Annotated in this window: 14 protein-coding genes; 12 read left to right on the top strand and 2 right to left on the bottom strand. The window is 56.2% G+C overall.

All coding sequences use genetic code 11. From position 1 onward, the window contains the following. Positions 1-393 carry a PilZ domain-containing protein gene (locus tag ACH50O_RS02660; RefSeq protein WP_446810514.1) on the bottom strand — a complete coding sequence of 131 codons (393 nt, stop codon included), beginning with the start codon at positions 391-393 and terminating at the stop codon, positions 1-3. Then, entirely contained in the window at positions 383-1042 is a 660-nt protein-coding gene (locus ACH50O_RS02655) for an FHA domain-containing protein (RefSeq protein ID WP_446810513.1), read from the bottom strand. The genes ACH50O_RS02660 and ACH50O_RS02655 overlap by 11 nt, the downstream gene beginning before the upstream one ends. Positions 1043-1291: 249 nt before the next feature. On the opposite strand from ACH50O_RS02655, the gene pta reads away from it, so the two are divergent. From pta to ACH50O_RS02595, 12 genes are all read left to right on the top strand, one after another. Continuing rightward, positions 1292-3421, top strand: a complete 2130-nt coding sequence (pta, locus tag ACH50O_RS02650; RefSeq protein WP_446810512.1) for a phosphate acetyltransferase — start codon at positions 1292-1294, stop codon at positions 3419-3421. Continuing rightward, positions 3418-3945, top strand: a complete 528-nt coding sequence (locus ACH50O_RS02645) for a DUF2380 domain-containing protein (protein ID WP_446810511.1) — start codon at positions 3418-3420, stop codon at positions 3943-3945. Before pta ends, ACH50O_RS02645 begins: the two co-directional genes overlap by 4 nt. A 17-nt stretch (positions 3946-3962) precedes the next feature. Next, positions 3963-5174 (top strand): acetate/propionate family kinase, encoded by a 1212-nt coding sequence (locus ACH50O_RS02640; RefSeq protein ID WP_446810510.1) that lies wholly within the window; start codon positions 3963-3965, stop codon positions 5172-5174. A 141-nt stretch (positions 5175-5315) separates the two neighbouring features. Next, on the top strand, positions 5316-7349 hold the full coding sequence (locus tag ACH50O_RS02635) for a TonB-dependent receptor (RefSeq protein WP_446810509.1): 2034 nt from the start codon (positions 5316-5318) through the stop codon (positions 7347-7349). A gap of 73 nt (positions 7350-7422) precedes the next feature. After that, positions 7423-8643, top strand: a complete 1221-nt coding sequence (gene zigA, locus ACH50O_RS02630) for a zinc metallochaperone GTPase ZigA (RefSeq protein WP_446810508.1) — start codon at positions 7423-7425, stop codon at positions 8641-8643. A gap of 221 nt (positions 8644-8864) precedes the next feature. After that, complete coding sequence (locus ACH50O_RS02625; protein ID WP_446810507.1) at positions 8865-9629, top strand: ZIP family metal transporter; 765 nt, start codon at positions 8865-8867, stop codon at positions 9627-9629. 18 nt (positions 9630-9647) lie between these two features. After that, a complete protein-coding gene (locus tag ACH50O_RS02620; RefSeq protein WP_446810506.1) occupies positions 9648-10364 on the top strand; it encodes a DUF1826 domain-containing protein in 717 nt (238 codons plus the stop codon). A gap of 89 nt (positions 10365-10453) precedes the next feature. Then, complete coding sequence (locus ACH50O_RS02615) at positions 10454-11161, top strand: hypothetical protein (protein WP_446810505.1); 708 nt, start codon at positions 10454-10456, stop codon at positions 11159-11161. Between the two features lie 82 nt (positions 11162-11243). Beyond that, the gene (locus ACH50O_RS02610) at positions 11244-13469 is read left to right on the top strand and encodes a TonB-dependent receptor (RefSeq protein WP_446810504.1); all 2226 of its coding nucleotides are present in this window, start codon (positions 11244-11246) and stop codon (positions 13467-13469) included. Between the two features lie 50 nt (positions 13470-13519). Continuing rightward, positions 13520-14872, top strand: coding sequence for a PKD domain-containing protein (locus tag ACH50O_RS02605; protein WP_446810503.1), 1353 nt, complete (start codon positions 13520-13522; stop codon positions 14870-14872). Between the two features lie 26 nt (positions 14873-14898). Then, positions 14899-15894, top strand: a complete 996-nt coding sequence (locus ACH50O_RS02600) for a CobW family GTP-binding protein (RefSeq protein WP_446810502.1) — start codon at positions 14899-14901, stop codon at positions 15892-15894. Positions 15895-16138: 244 nt separating this feature from the next. Beyond that, positions 16139-16399, top strand: coding sequence for a leucine-rich repeat domain-containing protein (locus tag ACH50O_RS02595; protein WP_446810501.1), 261 nt, complete (start codon positions 16139-16141; stop codon positions 16397-16399). Positions 16400-16417: the final 18 nt, after the last annotated feature.

Raw genomic sequence — 16417 nt, 5'->3', positions numbered from 1 at the left:
TTATTGAGACGCCGTGTGCTCGGCAAGGTCTCCCAACGCCGCCAACTCTCGTTCCAATAATTCGCTATCGCCAAGATTTAATTCGACCAAACGCCGTAGCCGGGAAATACTGTCGATATCGATATGCACGCATTTAAAGCCGACTCTGTTGCCTTCGACGTGCGTCGCGTTGACTTCCATCGAAATACTGATTTCATCGGAGAGATCGAACTTCAGCTGATACGAGGCATCCTCGCTCCCAGCCCAAACTTCGGCAAAATCCAATAAACAGCCCCGCAAAGATAAGTCGACGATTTTGCAAGGGTAACTTTCGCCGGCACCGGTCAACAACGCACCGGCATGATAAAAAATCCGGTGAAAACGGCGTTTGTCATCGCTCTTTTCAAATGTCATGCCTTATTCCAAAAAAAAATTGCATGGAGGTGCCGTCAACAACAATCACATCGTTATTTTGCAATTGCACGGTTCTATCGCCCAGGGCTTCTTGATTGATGACCAAGCCATCGTGGCCCTGCAAGGCTGACAGGAAATAACCGTCCTTACGTCTGGCGATTACAATAACGCCGGCACCCTCGTGACCGAGGCGGGTCATGGCTTTCTTCAAGCGTAAAATACGGCCGATGTGCATGCCGTCCAGCACTTGTAAATTCGCGTCTGGGGATTTAACGGTTTCTTCGAGTTTCTCGTTAAGCGCCCGTAGATCTTCATCGCCGAAATCGGCGGGTCTTGAGACCAGTACTTTTTCGGGAAACTCATCGGTGGTGTTGTAAACGATGTAGTGTTTGCCGATATTGATGATGTCGTTATTTTGTAAATTCCATTCCTTGGTACGCTGGTCGTTCACCAATAACGGAAATTTTTCGTTCAACTGCTTCAATACGCAGGTGCCGCCCTTGATCACTGCCACGGCATGTACTGGCGCCACGGCCAGACTGTCAACCACAAGGTCACTGGTTTCATCGCGGCCAATATGCACAACACCGGAATCAAAAATACCTGAATGGATTGCTTTGTCTTTAAAATAAACGGTAAATTTCGCCATCGCTGTTGTTCAAGTAATCCCTGCGCCCGGCTAGTAGTATAGCCATTAACGCCGAGCTTGCAGAGTAATCAAAAATTATTTTCGGTGTTACTCTATTCTTGCCATTGAAATATTGAGCAGCAAGCACGTTTTTTTGCGGCGCAGAACGCCCGTCGAATTTTCCTTCAAAATACGGGTTCGCCAACCATGCCGCCCCATGGCAGCTTCCTGGGCTAGACTTTCTAATTAACTTACATTAAGTCATCAATCATGAATCCATCTCAGCCGAATGCGCAAAGCGAACCCTTGATTGCTCAGGACATCTATATCGCCTGCGTCGACGAAGGCAGCGGCAAAACCCTGATCATGTTGGCGATGATAGAAATGCTCTCCGGCTATACAGACAAATTGGGCTTTTTCCGCCCGATTATTCAGGGCAACCCCGACAAGGACGATTTAATTCAATTCATCAGCCACCGTTATCAGCTAAACGCGCCATCTAACGCAATGTACGGCTGCACCAGCGATGAAGCGCGGCAACTGCTGGCTACCGAGCAATACGACGAGTTACTGAAAATCATCCTGGGAAAGTATCGGGCCTTAAAAAACCAATGCGACCACGTGCTGTGCGTCGGCTCCGATTACAGCCATGGCAACGCAATTTTCGAATTCGATTTCAACGCCGATGTCGCCAATAACCTGGGCTGCTTGCTGATGCCGGTAATGCAAGGCGAAAACCGCGACAACGAGCAAATTCTCAGTAGTCTGGCCAGTCTGAAGCATTCCTTACACGAGCACGATTGCGAATTGCTGGCCACGGTCGTCATTGGCGTCGCCCCCAAACAAATGGACAGCCTGCACCACAGCGTGACTCACGCCAAGGAATTCCCGATCTATCTGGTGCCGGCCGAACCCTCGTTGGAAAAGCCCACCGTCGGCAATATCGCTAAAGCCATCGGCGCCAAGGTGCTTTCGGGCGAAAATTCGACCCTGGGCCGGGAGGTTTACCATTACAAAGTCGCGGCCATGCTGGTGCCGGATTTTCTGGATTATGTCGAAGCCGGCGATTTGATTATCACCCCCGGCGATCGCGCCGACATCCTGCTCGCCAGCATCATGGCTTATAACTCGGTCAACTACCCGCAAATCGCCGGCTTGGTATTGACCGGCCATCAACAAACGCCAATACAGGTGCAAAAACTGATAGACGGCTTGGGCGGTACGCCGTTCACGGTACTGGGCGTCGACTCGGACACCTTTACCACGGCTATGCAGGTGAGTCAGGTTACGTCTTTCCTGCATTCGCAAGACGACCGTAAAATCGCCACGGCCCTGGGTCTGATCGAAAGCAATATCAATATGGTGGAGCTACGCCTGCGTCTATGCAGCAAAGTCGCGCATAAAACCACGCCGCTGATGTTCGAGTACGATCTGCTGCAGCGCGCCAAAGCCAAGAAACAGCATATCGTTCTGCCAGAGGGCAGCGAGGAACGGATACTGCGCGCTGCGGAAATTCTACTGTTACGCGACGTGGTTAAAATTACATTGCTGGGCAACGAAACGGAAATTCGGCAGAAAATTCAAACCATGGCATTAAAGCTGGACAACATCAGCATCATAGACCCGATTACTTCCGAGCTGCGCCCGCTATTTGCCGAAACTTATTTTCAGGCGCGTAAACACAAATGCATTGTCTACGACACAGCATTCGACTTGGTAGCCGATCCCAGTTACTTCGGTACCTTGATGATACATTTGGGCTACGCTGACGGCATGGTCTCCGGCGCGGTGCATTCCACCCAACACACCATACGCCCGGCTTTCGAAATCATCAAAACCAAACCCGGCGCATCGATAGTCTCCAGCGTGTTTTTCATGTGCCTGGAAGATCGCGTGCTGGTCTACGGCGACTGCGCGGTAATTCCCAACCCTAACGCCTGGCAACTCGCCGACATTGCTATCAACGCCGCGGAAACCGCGCGCATGTTCAATATCGAACCGCGCGTGGCGATGCTTTCTTATTCGACCGGCGAATCCGGCAAGGGCGAAGCGGTGGATAAAGTGCGAGAGGCGGTAAAAATCGCCCAGAGCTTACGGCCGGACTTATTACTGGAAGGACCGATGCAATACGATGCCGCTGTGGATGTCAGCGTTGCCAAAACCAAGCTGCCCGACAGCCAGGTCGCCGGTCAGGCCACGGTATTCATCTTTCCGGATCTGAATACCGGCAACAACACCTACAAGGCCGTACAACGCTCGTCCGGCGCGATTGCGGTCGGCCCGATATTGCAAGGCTTGAACAAACCCGTTAACGATTTAAGCCGCGGCTGTACTGTTACCGATATCGTCAACACCGTGGTTATTACGGCAATTCAAGCTCAGGAAGCCGATAAAACATGATTTGCAAGGCTCTTCTAAGCTTACTGTTGTGCCTGCTCAGCTTTGACGCAGTGACACAAACCCGCATTGCCATTCTGGATTTTGAATTGAAGGACATGACCTTGGCGCCGGGCGTCCCCGCTGAATTACAGCGCACTGCTTCGATCAAGCCGCTCTTGGAACAAGAGTTAGAACGCGCCGGATACAGCATTGTCGAGATACCTGTGCAGGCGCGGAAAACTGCGGACAGCGGCGTCGGCTATTTGTTCGACCACGCCGATGCCGCCGCGCAATTGGGCCGGCAATTCCAGGCCGATTACATATTAGTCGGTAGGCTGCACAAACCCAGCTTTTTGTTTGCCTACCTGATGGGCCATCTGGTCAGAGTCGCCGACGCCAAATTGATCGGCGACTATATCTCCGAATCCAAAGGCCCTAATGCCAGCCTCACCATCAAAGCCGTGGAAAGTCTGACCGCCAAAATCGACCGAGATTTGGAACAGCGCTACAACCCGCCGCCCCCGGCTAAACTCGCGCCTCATTAACCCCTTCGAGAGAATTCATGAAAATTCTGGTGCTCAACGCCGGCAGTTCTTCAGTTAAATACAGTTTGTTCGACATGTCGGATCGCTCCGTATTGATAGCCGGCATCATCGAACGTATAGGTGAAGATAGTGCCAGCCATCGCTATAACTTAGGAAAGGCCGATCAGGTCAAGCTGGATATCGCCGGGCGTAACCATCAACAAGCCTTACAAGTACTATTTCAGACGCTCTCGGCTTGCGGCGTATTAAACGACCGCCGCGAACTGGCCTGCATCGGTCATCGGGTGGTGCACGGAGGCGAATATTTTTGCGAACCTGCCTTAATCGACGAACAGGTCATTGAACGGATTACCGAAGTCATTCCGTTGGCGCCGCTGCATAACCCCGCCCATCTGCAAGGTATACAGGAAGCGATTCGGCAAACGGAGAATGTACCGCAAGTCGCGGTTTTCGATACAGCCTTTCACCAAACCTTGCCTGATTACGCCTTTCGCTATCCCCTACCCAACGATCTGTACACGCAACACGGCGTGAGACGATACGGCTTTCACGGCACTTCGCATCGTTACGTGGCCGGGCAAGCCGCGCATTATCTCGGCAAACCTCTGTCGGAAACCAATTTGATCACCCTGCATCTAGGCAACGGCGCCAGCGTTACCGCCATTGAAAACGGCGAGAGCATCGACACCTCCATGGGTATGACACCCTTGGAGGGATTGATGATGGGCAGCCGCTGCGGTGACATCGATCCGGCGATACATTTTTACCTGGGCCGCACGCTAAATTTGTCGAACGCGGCTATCGAAGCATTATTCAACAGGGAAAGCGGTTGCAAAGGCATTTGCGGCGAAAACGATATGCGAGCTATCCACCGGATGGCGGAAGCCGGCGACGACCACGCCCGGCTGGCGTTGGCGATGTACGCTTATCGCATCAAAAAATACATCGGCGCTTATTTTGCGGTGCTGGGCCGGGTCGATGCCTTGGTATTTACCGGCGGTATCGGCGAGAACGACCCCTGGCTGCGCGAACAATGCTGTCGGGATATGACACTCTTCGGCATGGCCATAGACCCGCAAAAAAATCAGACCCCGAGCCGGCCCTGCGGCAATATCAGTCAAAGCGGCACCCGCTTGGCGGTATTGGTCATCGCTACCGACGAAGAGCTGGAAATAGCCGTTCAAGCCCAGGAATGCCTGGAGAAGCAAAAGCGGCAGGTAAAGCCTTAACGGTAGACGCTATCCAAACTTATCCAGCACTCATGTAGTAATAAACGATAACAGCAAAATGCAAGATTTGGTGTGATAATGTTGCACCCATGATTGTTATAATATAACATCTAAAAACCTATTCAGATCGTTGCATTTAACATGAAAAAAACCACCGCCCTGATTTTAATGCTGCCATCCACGGTTGTTCTGGCTGTGGATACCCCCCCCCCGCAAGAACTTGAAGAAATTGTCGTCACAGCCCCGCTGCAAGATAAAAAATCCGACAGTCCGGTGCCCGTCACCGTATTGAGCGACGATGAATTGCGCATGAAAACCGGCCACAGTATCGGCGACACCCTGAAAAACGAACTGGGCATCAGCAGCCAATCCTTTGGTCCCGGCGTCGGCACCCCGGTGATTCGTGGTCAAGCCGGGCCCAGAGTACGGGTATTGAGCAACGGCATCGGCAGCAACGACGTCTCGGCAATCAGCCCGGACCACGCTACCAGCGTCGAGCCGCTGCTGGCCGAGCGCATCGAAGTACTGCGCGGCCCGGCCACTTTACTCTACGGCAGCGGCGCGATGGGCGGCGTGGTTAACGTCATCGACAACCGTATTCCTGGCCGCCAGTTCGACAAATTGGTAGGTGCAGCATTGGAACAACGTTTCGATTCCACCTCCGACGAAACCAGCACCACCATGAAAGTCGAGGGCAGTAAGGACAACATCGCGTATCATCTGGACGGTTTTTATCGGCATCGCAACAATCTGGACATCGGCGGCAGCGGCATAGACACCGCCAAAGTAGCCATTACCGATCCCAGCCTGGAGATTGTCGATAACCCCAAAGGCTATCTCAACAACACCGGCGCCGAAGCGATCAGCGGTTCGGCCGGTTTATCCTGGATCGGTGCACCGGGTTTCGCCGGCGTGTCGATCAACAATCTGAACAACAATTACGGCATCGCGCCGGACGGCACCGGTGGCGAAACGACGCGCATCGCCTTGAGGCAGCAAAAATACGATTTCAAAAGCGAGCTGAACAACCCGTTTAGTTTTGCGAAAAACCTGCGTACCCGGCTGGGTTACACGGATTATCAGCATACGGAAATCGCCAATGGCTCACCCGGCTCGTTTTTTACCAATCAAACCTATGAAGGCCGGCTGGAATTAAACCACCAGGATATCGGTCCGCTGCGCGGCGTAGTGGGTTTTCAGGCACTGGCGAGCGATTTTAACGCTATCGACAAAAGCACCGGCGATACCATCGTGCCGCGCTCGCAAACCAATAGCTATGGCGTTTTTGCGGTGGAATCCTTCGATGTAGGCGCCGTGACCTATCAATTCGGTACCCGTATCGAACAAACCGGTATCAGCCCGCAGGACAAAGCCAGTTTGAGTTACACCCCGGTCAGCGCCTCCGCTTCCGCCGTTTGGAAACTGGATAACCGTAACAGTCTGAATTTGGCTGTCACCCGCTCATCCAGGGCACCCAACGTTCAGGAATTATTAGCCGACGGTTATCATGATGCCACCCGCAGTTTCGAGCGCGGCAGTCTGAGTCTGAAAGAAGAAACCTCATACAACCTAGACCTAGGCTATCGCTTAAAAACCGACTGGCTGCGCGCCGAGTTTGATCTGTTCCACAACTGGGCCAGCGATTACATTTATCAACAACGCAATGGCGAATTCGTTGACGAAGACGGTAATTCTTGCGCGGTGGATTGCAAACCGGTGGTGGTCAGCAGTCAGCAAGACGCCATCTTCAAGGGTTATGAAGCCAAGCTGATACTACCGATGCTGGAAAACCATTTCGGTCTGGTGGAATTAACTCTGTTCAGCGACTACACCCGAGGCCAATTCGTCAACGGCGGCGACGTACCGCGCATGCCGCCGTTGCGTTACGGTCTGCAACTGGATTACAACAAAGACCGTTTATCCAGCTACCTGCGCCTGACCCGCTCCGACGACCAAACCCACGTCGGCGAGTTCGAAACCTCGACCGCCGGCTATTACCTGCTCAATGTCGGTGTCAACTACCAGCTCAAGGCTTATCAGGACGCCAAATTAATGATATTCGCCAAAGGCAACAATTTGCTAAACGAAAATATCCGCAACGCGACTTCATATTTGCGCAATTTTGCGCCGGAAGCAGGTCGCGGCGCGGAGATCGGCTTTCGATTAAGTTATTAACACACTACGGGCGGTGCGATTCGTCGCTGGCGCCCATTTTTTTGGACTATAATTGTTATATTATAACATTACAATGATCGCACTAATACCATCCAAACTTCCTGTTACAGTCTTGTCCGGCTTTCTCGGCGCCGGTAAAACCACGCTACTGAACCATATCCTCGGTAACCGGGAAAACCGGCGAGTGGCGGTGATCGTCAACGATATGAGCGAAGTCAATATCGACGCGGCACTGGTCAAGAACGAGGTGCAACTGAATCGCGGCCAGGAAAAACTGGTCGAAATGAGCAACGGGTGTATTTGCTGCACCCTGCGAGAGGACTTGCTGATCGAGGTCGGCAAATTGGCCAAGGACGGCCGCTTTGATTACTTGGTGATCGAATCCACCGGCATTGCCGAACCACTGCCGATTGCCGAGACCTTCACCTTTCGTGACGACAGCGGCATCAGCCTGTCCGACATCGCCAGGCTGGATACCCTGGTGACCGTCGTCGATGCGGTGAACTTCATAAGTCAATATCAAGAAGCCTTGAGTCTGAAGGAAGCCGGCGAAGCCTTGGGTGAAGACGACGAACGCAACGTCGCCGACCTGCTGGTCGATCAAATCGAATTCGCCAACGTCATTTTGATTTCCAAGATCGATTTAATCGCCAGCGACGAAATCGCCAATCTGCAAGCGATTTTGCGCAGCCTGAATCCCGACGCCGAAATCGTGCCGATGACGATGGGCCAAGTCGATCTCAGCAAGGTGCTGGACACCGGTCTGTTCGATTTCGAAAAAGCCGAGCAAGCGCCGGGTTGGCTGAAGGAGTTGCGCGGCGAGCATGTTCCCGAGACAGAGGAGTACGGCATCTCCAGTTTCGTTTACCGCGCCCGCCGGCCGTTTCATCCCGAGCGCTTTTACTGCCACTTGCACGCAGGCGAATGGGACAACGGTACCCTGCTGCGCTCCAAGGGCTTTTTCTGGCTGGCCTCGCGCCCGGACTACGCCGGCAACTGGTCGCAGGCCGGCGGCATCATGCGCCACGGACTGGCAGGGCGCTGGTGGGCCTCGGCACCCAAGGAACAATGGCCAGCCGAGTATATGGACGACATCCGCGAACAATGGATCGAGCCATACGGCGATTGCCGCCAGGAACTGGTGTTCATCGGCCAGAACCTGGATGCCGAAAAGGTCTATCGCGAACTGGACGCCTGCCTGCTGACCGACGCCGAATTAGCGGCGGGTCCGGACGCCTGGCGTGGCTACCGCGACGACTTTCCACAATGGTTTAGCGATGTCGAACGCGGATAGCTATCTGAATTTGATTGGCGCCGAGATCCTACTAATGCTCTGGGCTGTCATGCGCTTGCAGGAGAAGTCGGCGTATCTGCGAGCACTCACCTCCGTCTTCATGCTGGTACTCGGTTTCATGACAATCCATCTCGTTTCGCACGTTATGCCCGAGCGTTTTGCTCATTTCCTCTACGGTACACATCGCGAATACAGATCGTTTTCGCGCCAGGGATAGCACCATGACTATTTATCTTGCAATCATCGCCGCCAGTCTCGCGGTCAGCCTATGTTCACTATCCGGCGCCTTTGCGTTATGGCTGCCGGCGGCAAGCTTAAAGCGCATTGTGCCGTTCCTGGTGGCATTGGCAGTCGGCGTATTGCTTGGCGACGCCTTTATTCATTTGATTCCGGACGCAGTAGCCCGCCAGGGTTCGGTGAGCGCCGTGTGCTTGATCGTATTGCTCGGCGTGTTCGGCTTTTTCATGTTGGAAAAACTGGTGCGCTGGCGCCACGACCACAACGTCGACACCCGGCCGGCCGGAAGCGAAATTCTGCCGCTGGCGAAAATGAACCTGATCGGCGACGCCATCCACAACTTCGTGGACGGCATTCTGATCGCCGGCAGTTTTCTGGCCGACCCGATACTGGGCCTGACCACCACGTTGGCCATCGTCGTCCACGAAGTGCCTCAGGAACTTGGTGACGTCGGCGCCTTGCTGCGCGGTGGATATTCGCCGAAGAAGGCGCTGTTGTACAACTTTTACTGCTCGCTAAGCGTACTGCCGGGGGCCTTGTTTACGTTGCTGCTCAGCCAAGTCGCCGCATCGTCCTTGGTCGTGTTGTTGCCGATCGCCGCCGGCGGCTTTATCTACATTGCAGCCTCCGACCTGATTCCGGTTTTGCACGAGCGTTCCAGCCTCCGCCAATTCGGCGGCCAAAGCGCCTCGTTCGCGCTCGGCATCGCCTTCATGCAAGGCATCGTGATATTCGAACAAGCCCTGTAAAACCCCTAAGGAGTTCCCATGTTTTCTCGCGTGCCCCTCTCCCAGCCCATTAGCGTCCCAACGGTGTTCTCCGGCCCATTCCGGCCGGTGACGATACGGCCCGAGACCAAATCGGTTATTTCGAGTCGTTTTGCCGATCTGGTGCGAATTTACGAAGACGACGTGAATCTGTGCCTGATCACGCGGCCAATGCCTAGGGATATCGAAACCTTCGTTTCCACGGCCCTGAAGGGCAGAGCCGGCGTCGAGATCAGCACTCCCGTCGACCCCTATCACTACGACTTCGGCCGACTATGGCCACAAGTCGCGGAACTGGCGGGATACCGAGCTTGGCTGGACGACATCATCTTGCTTTGCGAGGCCTTTGCCGAGTTATTCGGCCTCAACCAGGTCGGCCTGCGTCTGCGCACTCTGGATAAAGCCATGTGCCCGCGTTTTCACGTGGACCGGGTGCCGGTCCGGCTAATTTGCAGCTACGGCGGCATTGGCACGGAATGGCTGCCCGAATACGCGATAAACCGGGCCATGTTGGGTATGGGTGCTTGCAGAGTGCCTGACAACCAGTCCGACCTGATCACGGATGCGACCGCCATCCGGCAGATGCCGGCTTATACCATCGGCTTGATGAAGGGCGAACACTGGGAAGGCAACGAAGGCCGCGGTTTGGTGCACCGCTCGCCTACCCCGACCGCCGTTCAACCGCGAAGATTGATCATGACCATTGATGTCATGTAAACGATTTATCGGAACACACCGTGCGTGTGCCTTCGATGACTAACCCTTGCCGAAACGGCAAGTCCATCTGTAAAGAAAAGGAGAACAAAATGCGTAATAAATGGTTAATATCCGGATTGGCCCTGGCATTAGGCACCAGTCTTTCGATTGCTAATGCCGCCGATCAACATGCCGGCGACATTCAACCCTGGCGTTCCAATGGCCAGATCTTCGTCAACGGCGATTGGTTCGAAGCCGATTTCGGCGATTTGTCGGGCGGCCTGTATCGAACCGACGATCCGGGCTATGACGCCAACACCGAATTGGGTGCCTTCGGTGCCGGCAATTGGCTGTGGTTCGGCGGCCTAGGCAATTTACAATTCTGGAACGGCAGTATCTGGTCGAACGCCGCACCCAACGGCGAGCATGTCGAAATTACAGATGCCTTGGGCAACCTCACGACTTTCAATACCTCCGGCGTACAAAACGCTTCCGGGGTGATCGGCGAATTCAATAACGCCGGCGACCTCCACGAACACTTGGATATGGCCATCCGCAACGCCGCAAACGCGCTGGGAGGCACACCGGGCGCGTACTGGATCACACTGCAACTGTTCGAGACGCTGCCGGAAAGCACCTCGCCAGTCTCGACCGCATCCGCCCCGTTCCACATTCTGTTCAATCGCGGCCTGGCGCATGACGCGTTCGAAACCGCCGTATCGGCCGCCTCGGCCGTACCGCTACCCGCTACCGTCTGGCTGTTCGCTCCGGCAATGGCTGGCCTGTTGGGTATCGGCCGCCGCAAATCGTCCGAATGAGTCTGGCGTAACCCGTGCAACCGTTGCCGAGCTTCCCAAGCCCGGCAATGGTTGCGCGGCACGGAAAAATGCAAAAATCACGATGAAATCACACGCCTTATGGACGCTGCTGGCAGCATGCGCTTCATTGCCCGCAGCGGAAACTGGTTCGTCGAACCCGGTCACCGCCGCCCCGGCGGAGTCCGAAACGGAATTGCCGATGGTAGAAGTGACTGCGAACGCCCCCATCCAGCGCATCACACCCAGCTTCAACTCGATTACTGGCGACGCGTTGAAGCTGCAACAAGCCGACAGTCTGGGCCAAACCCTGCAAAACCAGATGGGCGTGGCCAACGCCTCCTTCGGACCTGGTGTCGGCCTGCCGGTAATCCGCGGCTTGACCGGCTCGCGGATCAGGATTATGCAGGACGGCATCGGCAGCCACGACGCGTCGTTTCTTAGTCCCGACCACGCCAGCGCCATCGAGCCTCTGTTCGCCGAGCAAATCGAGGTAGCGCGCGGCCCCGACACGATACGTTACGGCGGCAACGCCATTGGCGGCATGGTCAACGTCAAGGACAACCGTATCCCCGAACGCGTGCCGGAACGCCTGCTGCAAGGCGCACTGGAGCAGCGCTTCGACACCAACGCCGACGGCACGAACGCCGGCTTCAAACTGGATCTGGGCCGGGACCAGGTCGCGTTTAAAGTCGGCGGCTTTCACCGCAACAGCAACGACACCGAAATACCCGGCGAAGCCATCGCCGCCGACGCGGTCCGCGAGCAATTCGGCCTGAGCAATGTACTGAACGCCCACGGCACCATCCCCAACACCGACAGCGAGAGCGTCGGCGGTTTTCTCGGCGCCTCCTGGCTCGGCGACCATGGCATGGCCGGCATGTCGGTCGGCCATTTCACCAACCGTTACGGCATTCCGAAAAGCAGCCACGGCGTCGATCCGAGCAGTCTCGACGGTCTGGAGCTGATCCTGCCGGACATCGACCCGGCCTTGCTGGAACAGTTCGCCGACATTCTCAGCCCGCAAGCCCTGAATCCCGACATTCGTATCGACATGCGCCAAACCCGCTACGACTTCAAAAGCGAATGGTACGCACCGTTGCGCGGCATCGACAAAGCCGCGTTCCGCTACGGCCTGGTCGATTACACCCATACCGAACTGGAAGGGCCGCTGCCGTTCACGACCTTCAACAATCAGGTCGGCGAGGGCCGCTTCGAAATTGAACACCATCTTCTGGAACCCTGGTCCGGCACCCTAGGCGCCCAATGGCAGGACCGCTATTTCTCGGCGCTGGGCGTGGAGACTTTCGTACCGCCTACCGACGGCGACACGCTGGGCCTGTTTACTCTGCAAAAGCTGGCTTTCGGCCAGTGGCAACTCGAACTGGGTTTACGTACCGAACGCAGCAGTATCGATCCGACCGCCGCGCAACTGGCCTTTCCGGCCCCACCGGGACAAGTTTCGATCTACCCGGCAGTGGCCTTGCCGGGCTCTTTGAATTTCCGCGCAGACTCGGTCTCGCTGGCCGCCAGCTGGCAAGCCTCGACGGAGGCCACGCTAAGCCTGTCGCTGAACCGGGCTAAACGTTCGCCGGACATACAGGAATTGCTGGTCTTGGGGCCGCACTTGTCGACCCGCAGCTTCGAGATCGGCAATGTTCGTCTCGGCAACGAAACCGCAAATCTGGCCGATCTTAGCCTGGACTGGCATAGCGAACACCTGGCGGCGAAAATCAACGCCTACGCCAACTGGACCGAGCAGTATATCTACCAAAAGCGCCAGCCCGAGGGCTTTTACAATTACCACGAAGCCCAGTTCTACCCGGCCTGCGTCAACCTGATCGAATGTCTGCCGGTCTACGCCTACAGCCAGCGCGACGCCTTATTTCTGGGTTACGAAGCCGAGGCCCAGACCACCCTGGCCGATACCCGCTTCGGCCAATTAAAACTGACCATGTTTTCCGATTTCGTCCGCGGCCGGTTTGCCGACGACGACGTGCCGCGCCTGCCGCCGCTAAGGCTGGGCACGGAAATCGGCTTCGGCGATCAACGCTGGAACGCCGCGCTGCGCTATACCCGCGGCCAAATGCAAAACCGGCCGGGCAACGGCGAGACCGCCACCCCAGGCTACCACTTGCTCAGTGCGTCCGTCGATTACCACTGGCGCGGCCTGGAACCGCTGGATCTTTGGCTGTTCGCCAAGGCCAACAACCTGCTCAATGAAGAAATCCGCAGTTCGGTCTCATTTTTACGCAACTTCGCCCCGGAGCCGGGCCGCAGCGTCGTGCTCGGCTTCCGCGCCACGTTCTAGACGTTTCGCCGCCTTTCCGTTAACCGGATTACTATCCAGGAGTTTAACCCATGCCTTCTTCGATTCATCGCCCATTAAGCACGGCCGCATCCGCCGTCGTGTTGCCGTTCCGCCAATTCGCCCCACCCCGCCCCTTGTTCGGGCATTTAGCAGCCGCGTTGGCTTTCTTACTCGGTGTATCCGCCCCGGCACAGGCCGTGCACTTGGACGTGGAAATCTGGGGCGACGGCGACAGTATGGCCGCCGGCTTCTGCCGCACGCCGGGCGCGGTCGGTTGTGATCTGGCGCAACTGGTCGCCGGCCTGAATCTACCGCCGAACACGCTGCCGATCGAAGGCGCCACCGGCAAAATGGTGTTTTTGAGCGATTTTCGCGACTTTTCCGGCGGCCCCAATAAAACCCCGAATCCGGGCTTCCAGGCCGTGCAAAACATGCTGAATCCCGGCGAACTGGTGCGCTACCGGGCCACCGGCAAATTGCGCTACTGGGGCAGTACCGCCGGCGCCTGGGCCGACGCACCCGGTAATGTCCGCATCAAACTGGCCGGCGGCATCGATCCGGCGACGGTGATCACCGATTACAACCAATGCGGCGGCCAATTGTTTTGCTTTGCGCCAGGCAGCAGCGGCCAGGAAAGCTTCACCTTCTTTAACGGTAGCGGCATCGGCGGCAAAGCCGAAATGATTGTCGATGCCGCCAATAGCCAGGGCAGCCTGCACACCCATTTAAACTTCTTTCTGGAAAGCGCCGTCGGCGTCGCCGGTGGCCCGGTCGGCGCTTATCTGCTGGAACTGAAAGTCTTGTCCAACCAACGTAGTCTGGCCTCCGACCCGCTTTACGTATTGTTCAACGCCGGCCTGAGCGCCACCGATTATTCCGCCGCCTTGCTCGATCTGGTCGACACCCTCCCGCCGCCTCCCCCGCCGCCGCCGCAACAACCGCCGGTAGCCAATGCGGGTGCGGACCGCTTGGTCAGGCTCAACAGCAGCGTGACTCTTGACGGCAATGCCAGCCGCGATCCGCAACCCGGCCCGAATCCGCTCGGCTACGCCTGGCAGCAAACCCAAGGCCCGACGGTGACGCTGGTCGGCGCGGCGACCGCGACGCCGCGTTTCCTGCCGCTGCAAACCGGCAATTACACCTTCAAATTGACGGTAAACGACGGCGCCAATCCGGGCTACGATGAAGTCACCTTCAGCGTGCCGGTCCTGGGCGATGTCGATCTGGACGGCGATATCGACCGCATCGACATCGCACTGATTCTGGCAGCGGCCAGTAACGCGCCGCATGCCGCCGCCAACGACGTCCGCGACCTGGACGGCAACAACCTGATCAACGCCCAGGACGCGAAATTAGCTCAAGCCCGCTGTACCCTGCGCCTGTGCTATCCGAGCCGACGTTAACCCCAGCACTTGAACGGAGACTCCTAATGTCCGCTACAGCCAAATTGAACTACCCAGTGCCGGTCACCATCCTGACCGGTTTTCTTGGTGCCGGCAAAACCACGTTGCTGAATCGTATCCTCACCGAACACCACAGCCGCCGCATAGCGGTGATAGAAAACGAATTCGGCGAAGCCGGCATCGACAACGAGCTGCTGGTGCAAGCCGACGAGCAAATCGTCGCTATGAACAACGGCTGTATCTGCTGTACCGTGCGCGGCGACCTGGTGCGTATCCTCGGCGAATTGTCCGAAAGGCGCGAAAACGGCGATCTAGATTTCGAGCGGGTAATCATCGAAACCACGGGCTTGGCCGATCCGGCCCCGGTCGCGCAAACCTTTTTTATCGAGACGGACATTGCCGACAACTTCAAACTGGATGCAGTGGTCACCGTGGTCGACGCCGTACATGCGCATCAGCAACTGCGCGAGCATCACGAAGCCCAGGAACAAGTCGGCTTCGCCGACCGAATTTTACTGTCCAAAACCGACTTGGCGGCACCGGAAATCATTGCCGACCTGGAATCCCGCTTGCGAGCCATGAACCCCAGAGCGCCGATCAAGCGCGTGCATTTCGGCGCGACCGAGCTGCACGATATTCTGGATATCGACGGTTTCAATCTGGACGACATTCTGAAAATCGAACCGGATTTTTTGGAAGACGTCAGCCACGAACACGAAGACGACATCGGCTCGTTCGTATTCCGCACCGAACTAGAACTGGACGCCGCCCGGATCCTGGCCTTTCTGGACATCATGGTGCGCGACTACGGCAACGACCTGCTGCGCTACAAAGGAATATTGAACATCGCCGGCTGCGACAATAAAATCATCTACCAAGGCGTGCACATGCTGCTGACCGAAACCGTCGGCAACCCCTGGCCGGCCGACGAAACCCGCCGCTCGCGGCTGGTGTTCATCGGCCGCAACCTGCCCAGGCAGAACATGCTGGAGGCGTTGGCGTCCTGTCAAGTCGCTGAGTGAGCGACACGTCTATCCGTGTATAAAGCATATGTGGGCAAGACCGTAACTGTAAAGATATCGGAACGGCGGATTCCGCGACAAAAGCTCCGATTGCAGGCGGCTTTTGCCAATGACAAAACACTCTCCTGCGTTCCCCGAGAACTCCTTCTACCGTGCACTGAATAAACCGCGCCTAGCCACTGAAACTAAATTCGGCCGGTATCCGTGGTAGATTATCGGCACCGTTATCAAAGGAACTGTCTGTATGTCCGAAGAAGCCTTGCGGCGTATCGCCGAGAACAAGTTGACGCAAAGTCCGGAGCTGGATCTAAGCCACTGCGATTTAGCCTATTTGCCGGAGCAGCTTGAAGAATGCACTTGGCTGCAGTCGTTAAATCTAAGTTTTAATTCCGAGCTTGCCGACCTTACCCTGCTGGCCGGTTTGACCCAACTGCAGCAACTTTCCTGCTTCGCGACCCAAATCAGCGATTTGACACCGTTGGCGGGCCTGATCCAGTTGCAGTAACTCGGCTGCTCCGGCACC

It is taken from the genome of Methylomonas sp. 2BW1-5-20 (assembly GCF_052474515.1).
Note: the sequence above shows the minus strand (reverse complement) of the source record. Positions and strands in the feature narration are given on the sequence as shown.

Excerpts from the sequence above, each read along its gene's own strand:
- zigA (WP_446810508.1), top strand. The coding sequence starts at position 7,423 with ATGATCGCACTAATACCATCCAAACTTCCTGTTACAGTCTTGTCCGGC.
- ACH50O_RS02605 (WP_446810503.1), top strand. The coding sequence starts at position 13,520 with ATGCCTTCTTCGATTCATCGCCCATTAAGCACGGCCGCATCCGCCGTC.
- ACH50O_RS02655 (WP_446810513.1), bottom strand. The coding sequence starts at position 1,042 with ATGGCGAAATTTACCGTTTATTTTAAAGACAAAGCAATCCATTCAGGT.
- ACH50O_RS02620 (WP_446810506.1), top strand. The coding sequence starts at position 9,648 with ATGTTTTCTCGCGTGCCCCTCTCCCAGCCCATTAGCGTCCCAACGGTG.
- pta (WP_446810512.1), top strand. The coding sequence starts at position 1,292 with ATGAATCCATCTCAGCCGAATGCGCAAAGCGAACCCTTGATTGCTCAG.
- ACH50O_RS02660 (WP_446810514.1), bottom strand. The coding sequence starts at position 393 with ATGACATTTGAAAAGAGCGATGACAAACGCCGTTTTCACCGGATTTTT.
- ACH50O_RS02600 (WP_446810502.1), top strand. The coding sequence starts at position 14,899 with ATGTCCGCTACAGCCAAATTGAACTACCCAGTGCCGGTCACCATCCTG.
- ACH50O_RS02640 (WP_446810510.1), top strand. The coding sequence starts at position 3,963 with ATGAAAATTCTGGTGCTCAACGCCGGCAGTTCTTCAGTTAAATACAGT.
- ACH50O_RS02635 (WP_446810509.1), top strand. The coding sequence starts at position 5,316 with ATGAAAAAAACCACCGCCCTGATTTTAATGCTGCCATCCACGGTTGTT.
- ACH50O_RS02615 (WP_446810505.1), top strand. The coding sequence starts at position 10,454 with ATGCGTAATAAATGGTTAATATCCGGATTGGCCCTGGCATTAGGCACC.
- ACH50O_RS02610 (WP_446810504.1), top strand. The coding sequence starts at position 11,244 with ATGAAATCACACGCCTTATGGACGCTGCTGGCAGCATGCGCTTCATTG.
- ACH50O_RS02625 (WP_446810507.1), top strand. The coding sequence starts at position 8,865 with ATGACTATTTATCTTGCAATCATCGCCGCCAGTCTCGCGGTCAGCCTA.
- ACH50O_RS02595 (WP_446810501.1), top strand. The coding sequence starts at position 16,139 with ATGTCCGAAGAAGCCTTGCGGCGTATCGCCGAGAACAAGTTGACGCAA.
- ACH50O_RS02645 (WP_446810511.1), top strand. The coding sequence starts at position 3,418 with ATGATTTGCAAGGCTCTTCTAAGCTTACTGTTGTGCCTGCTCAGCTTT.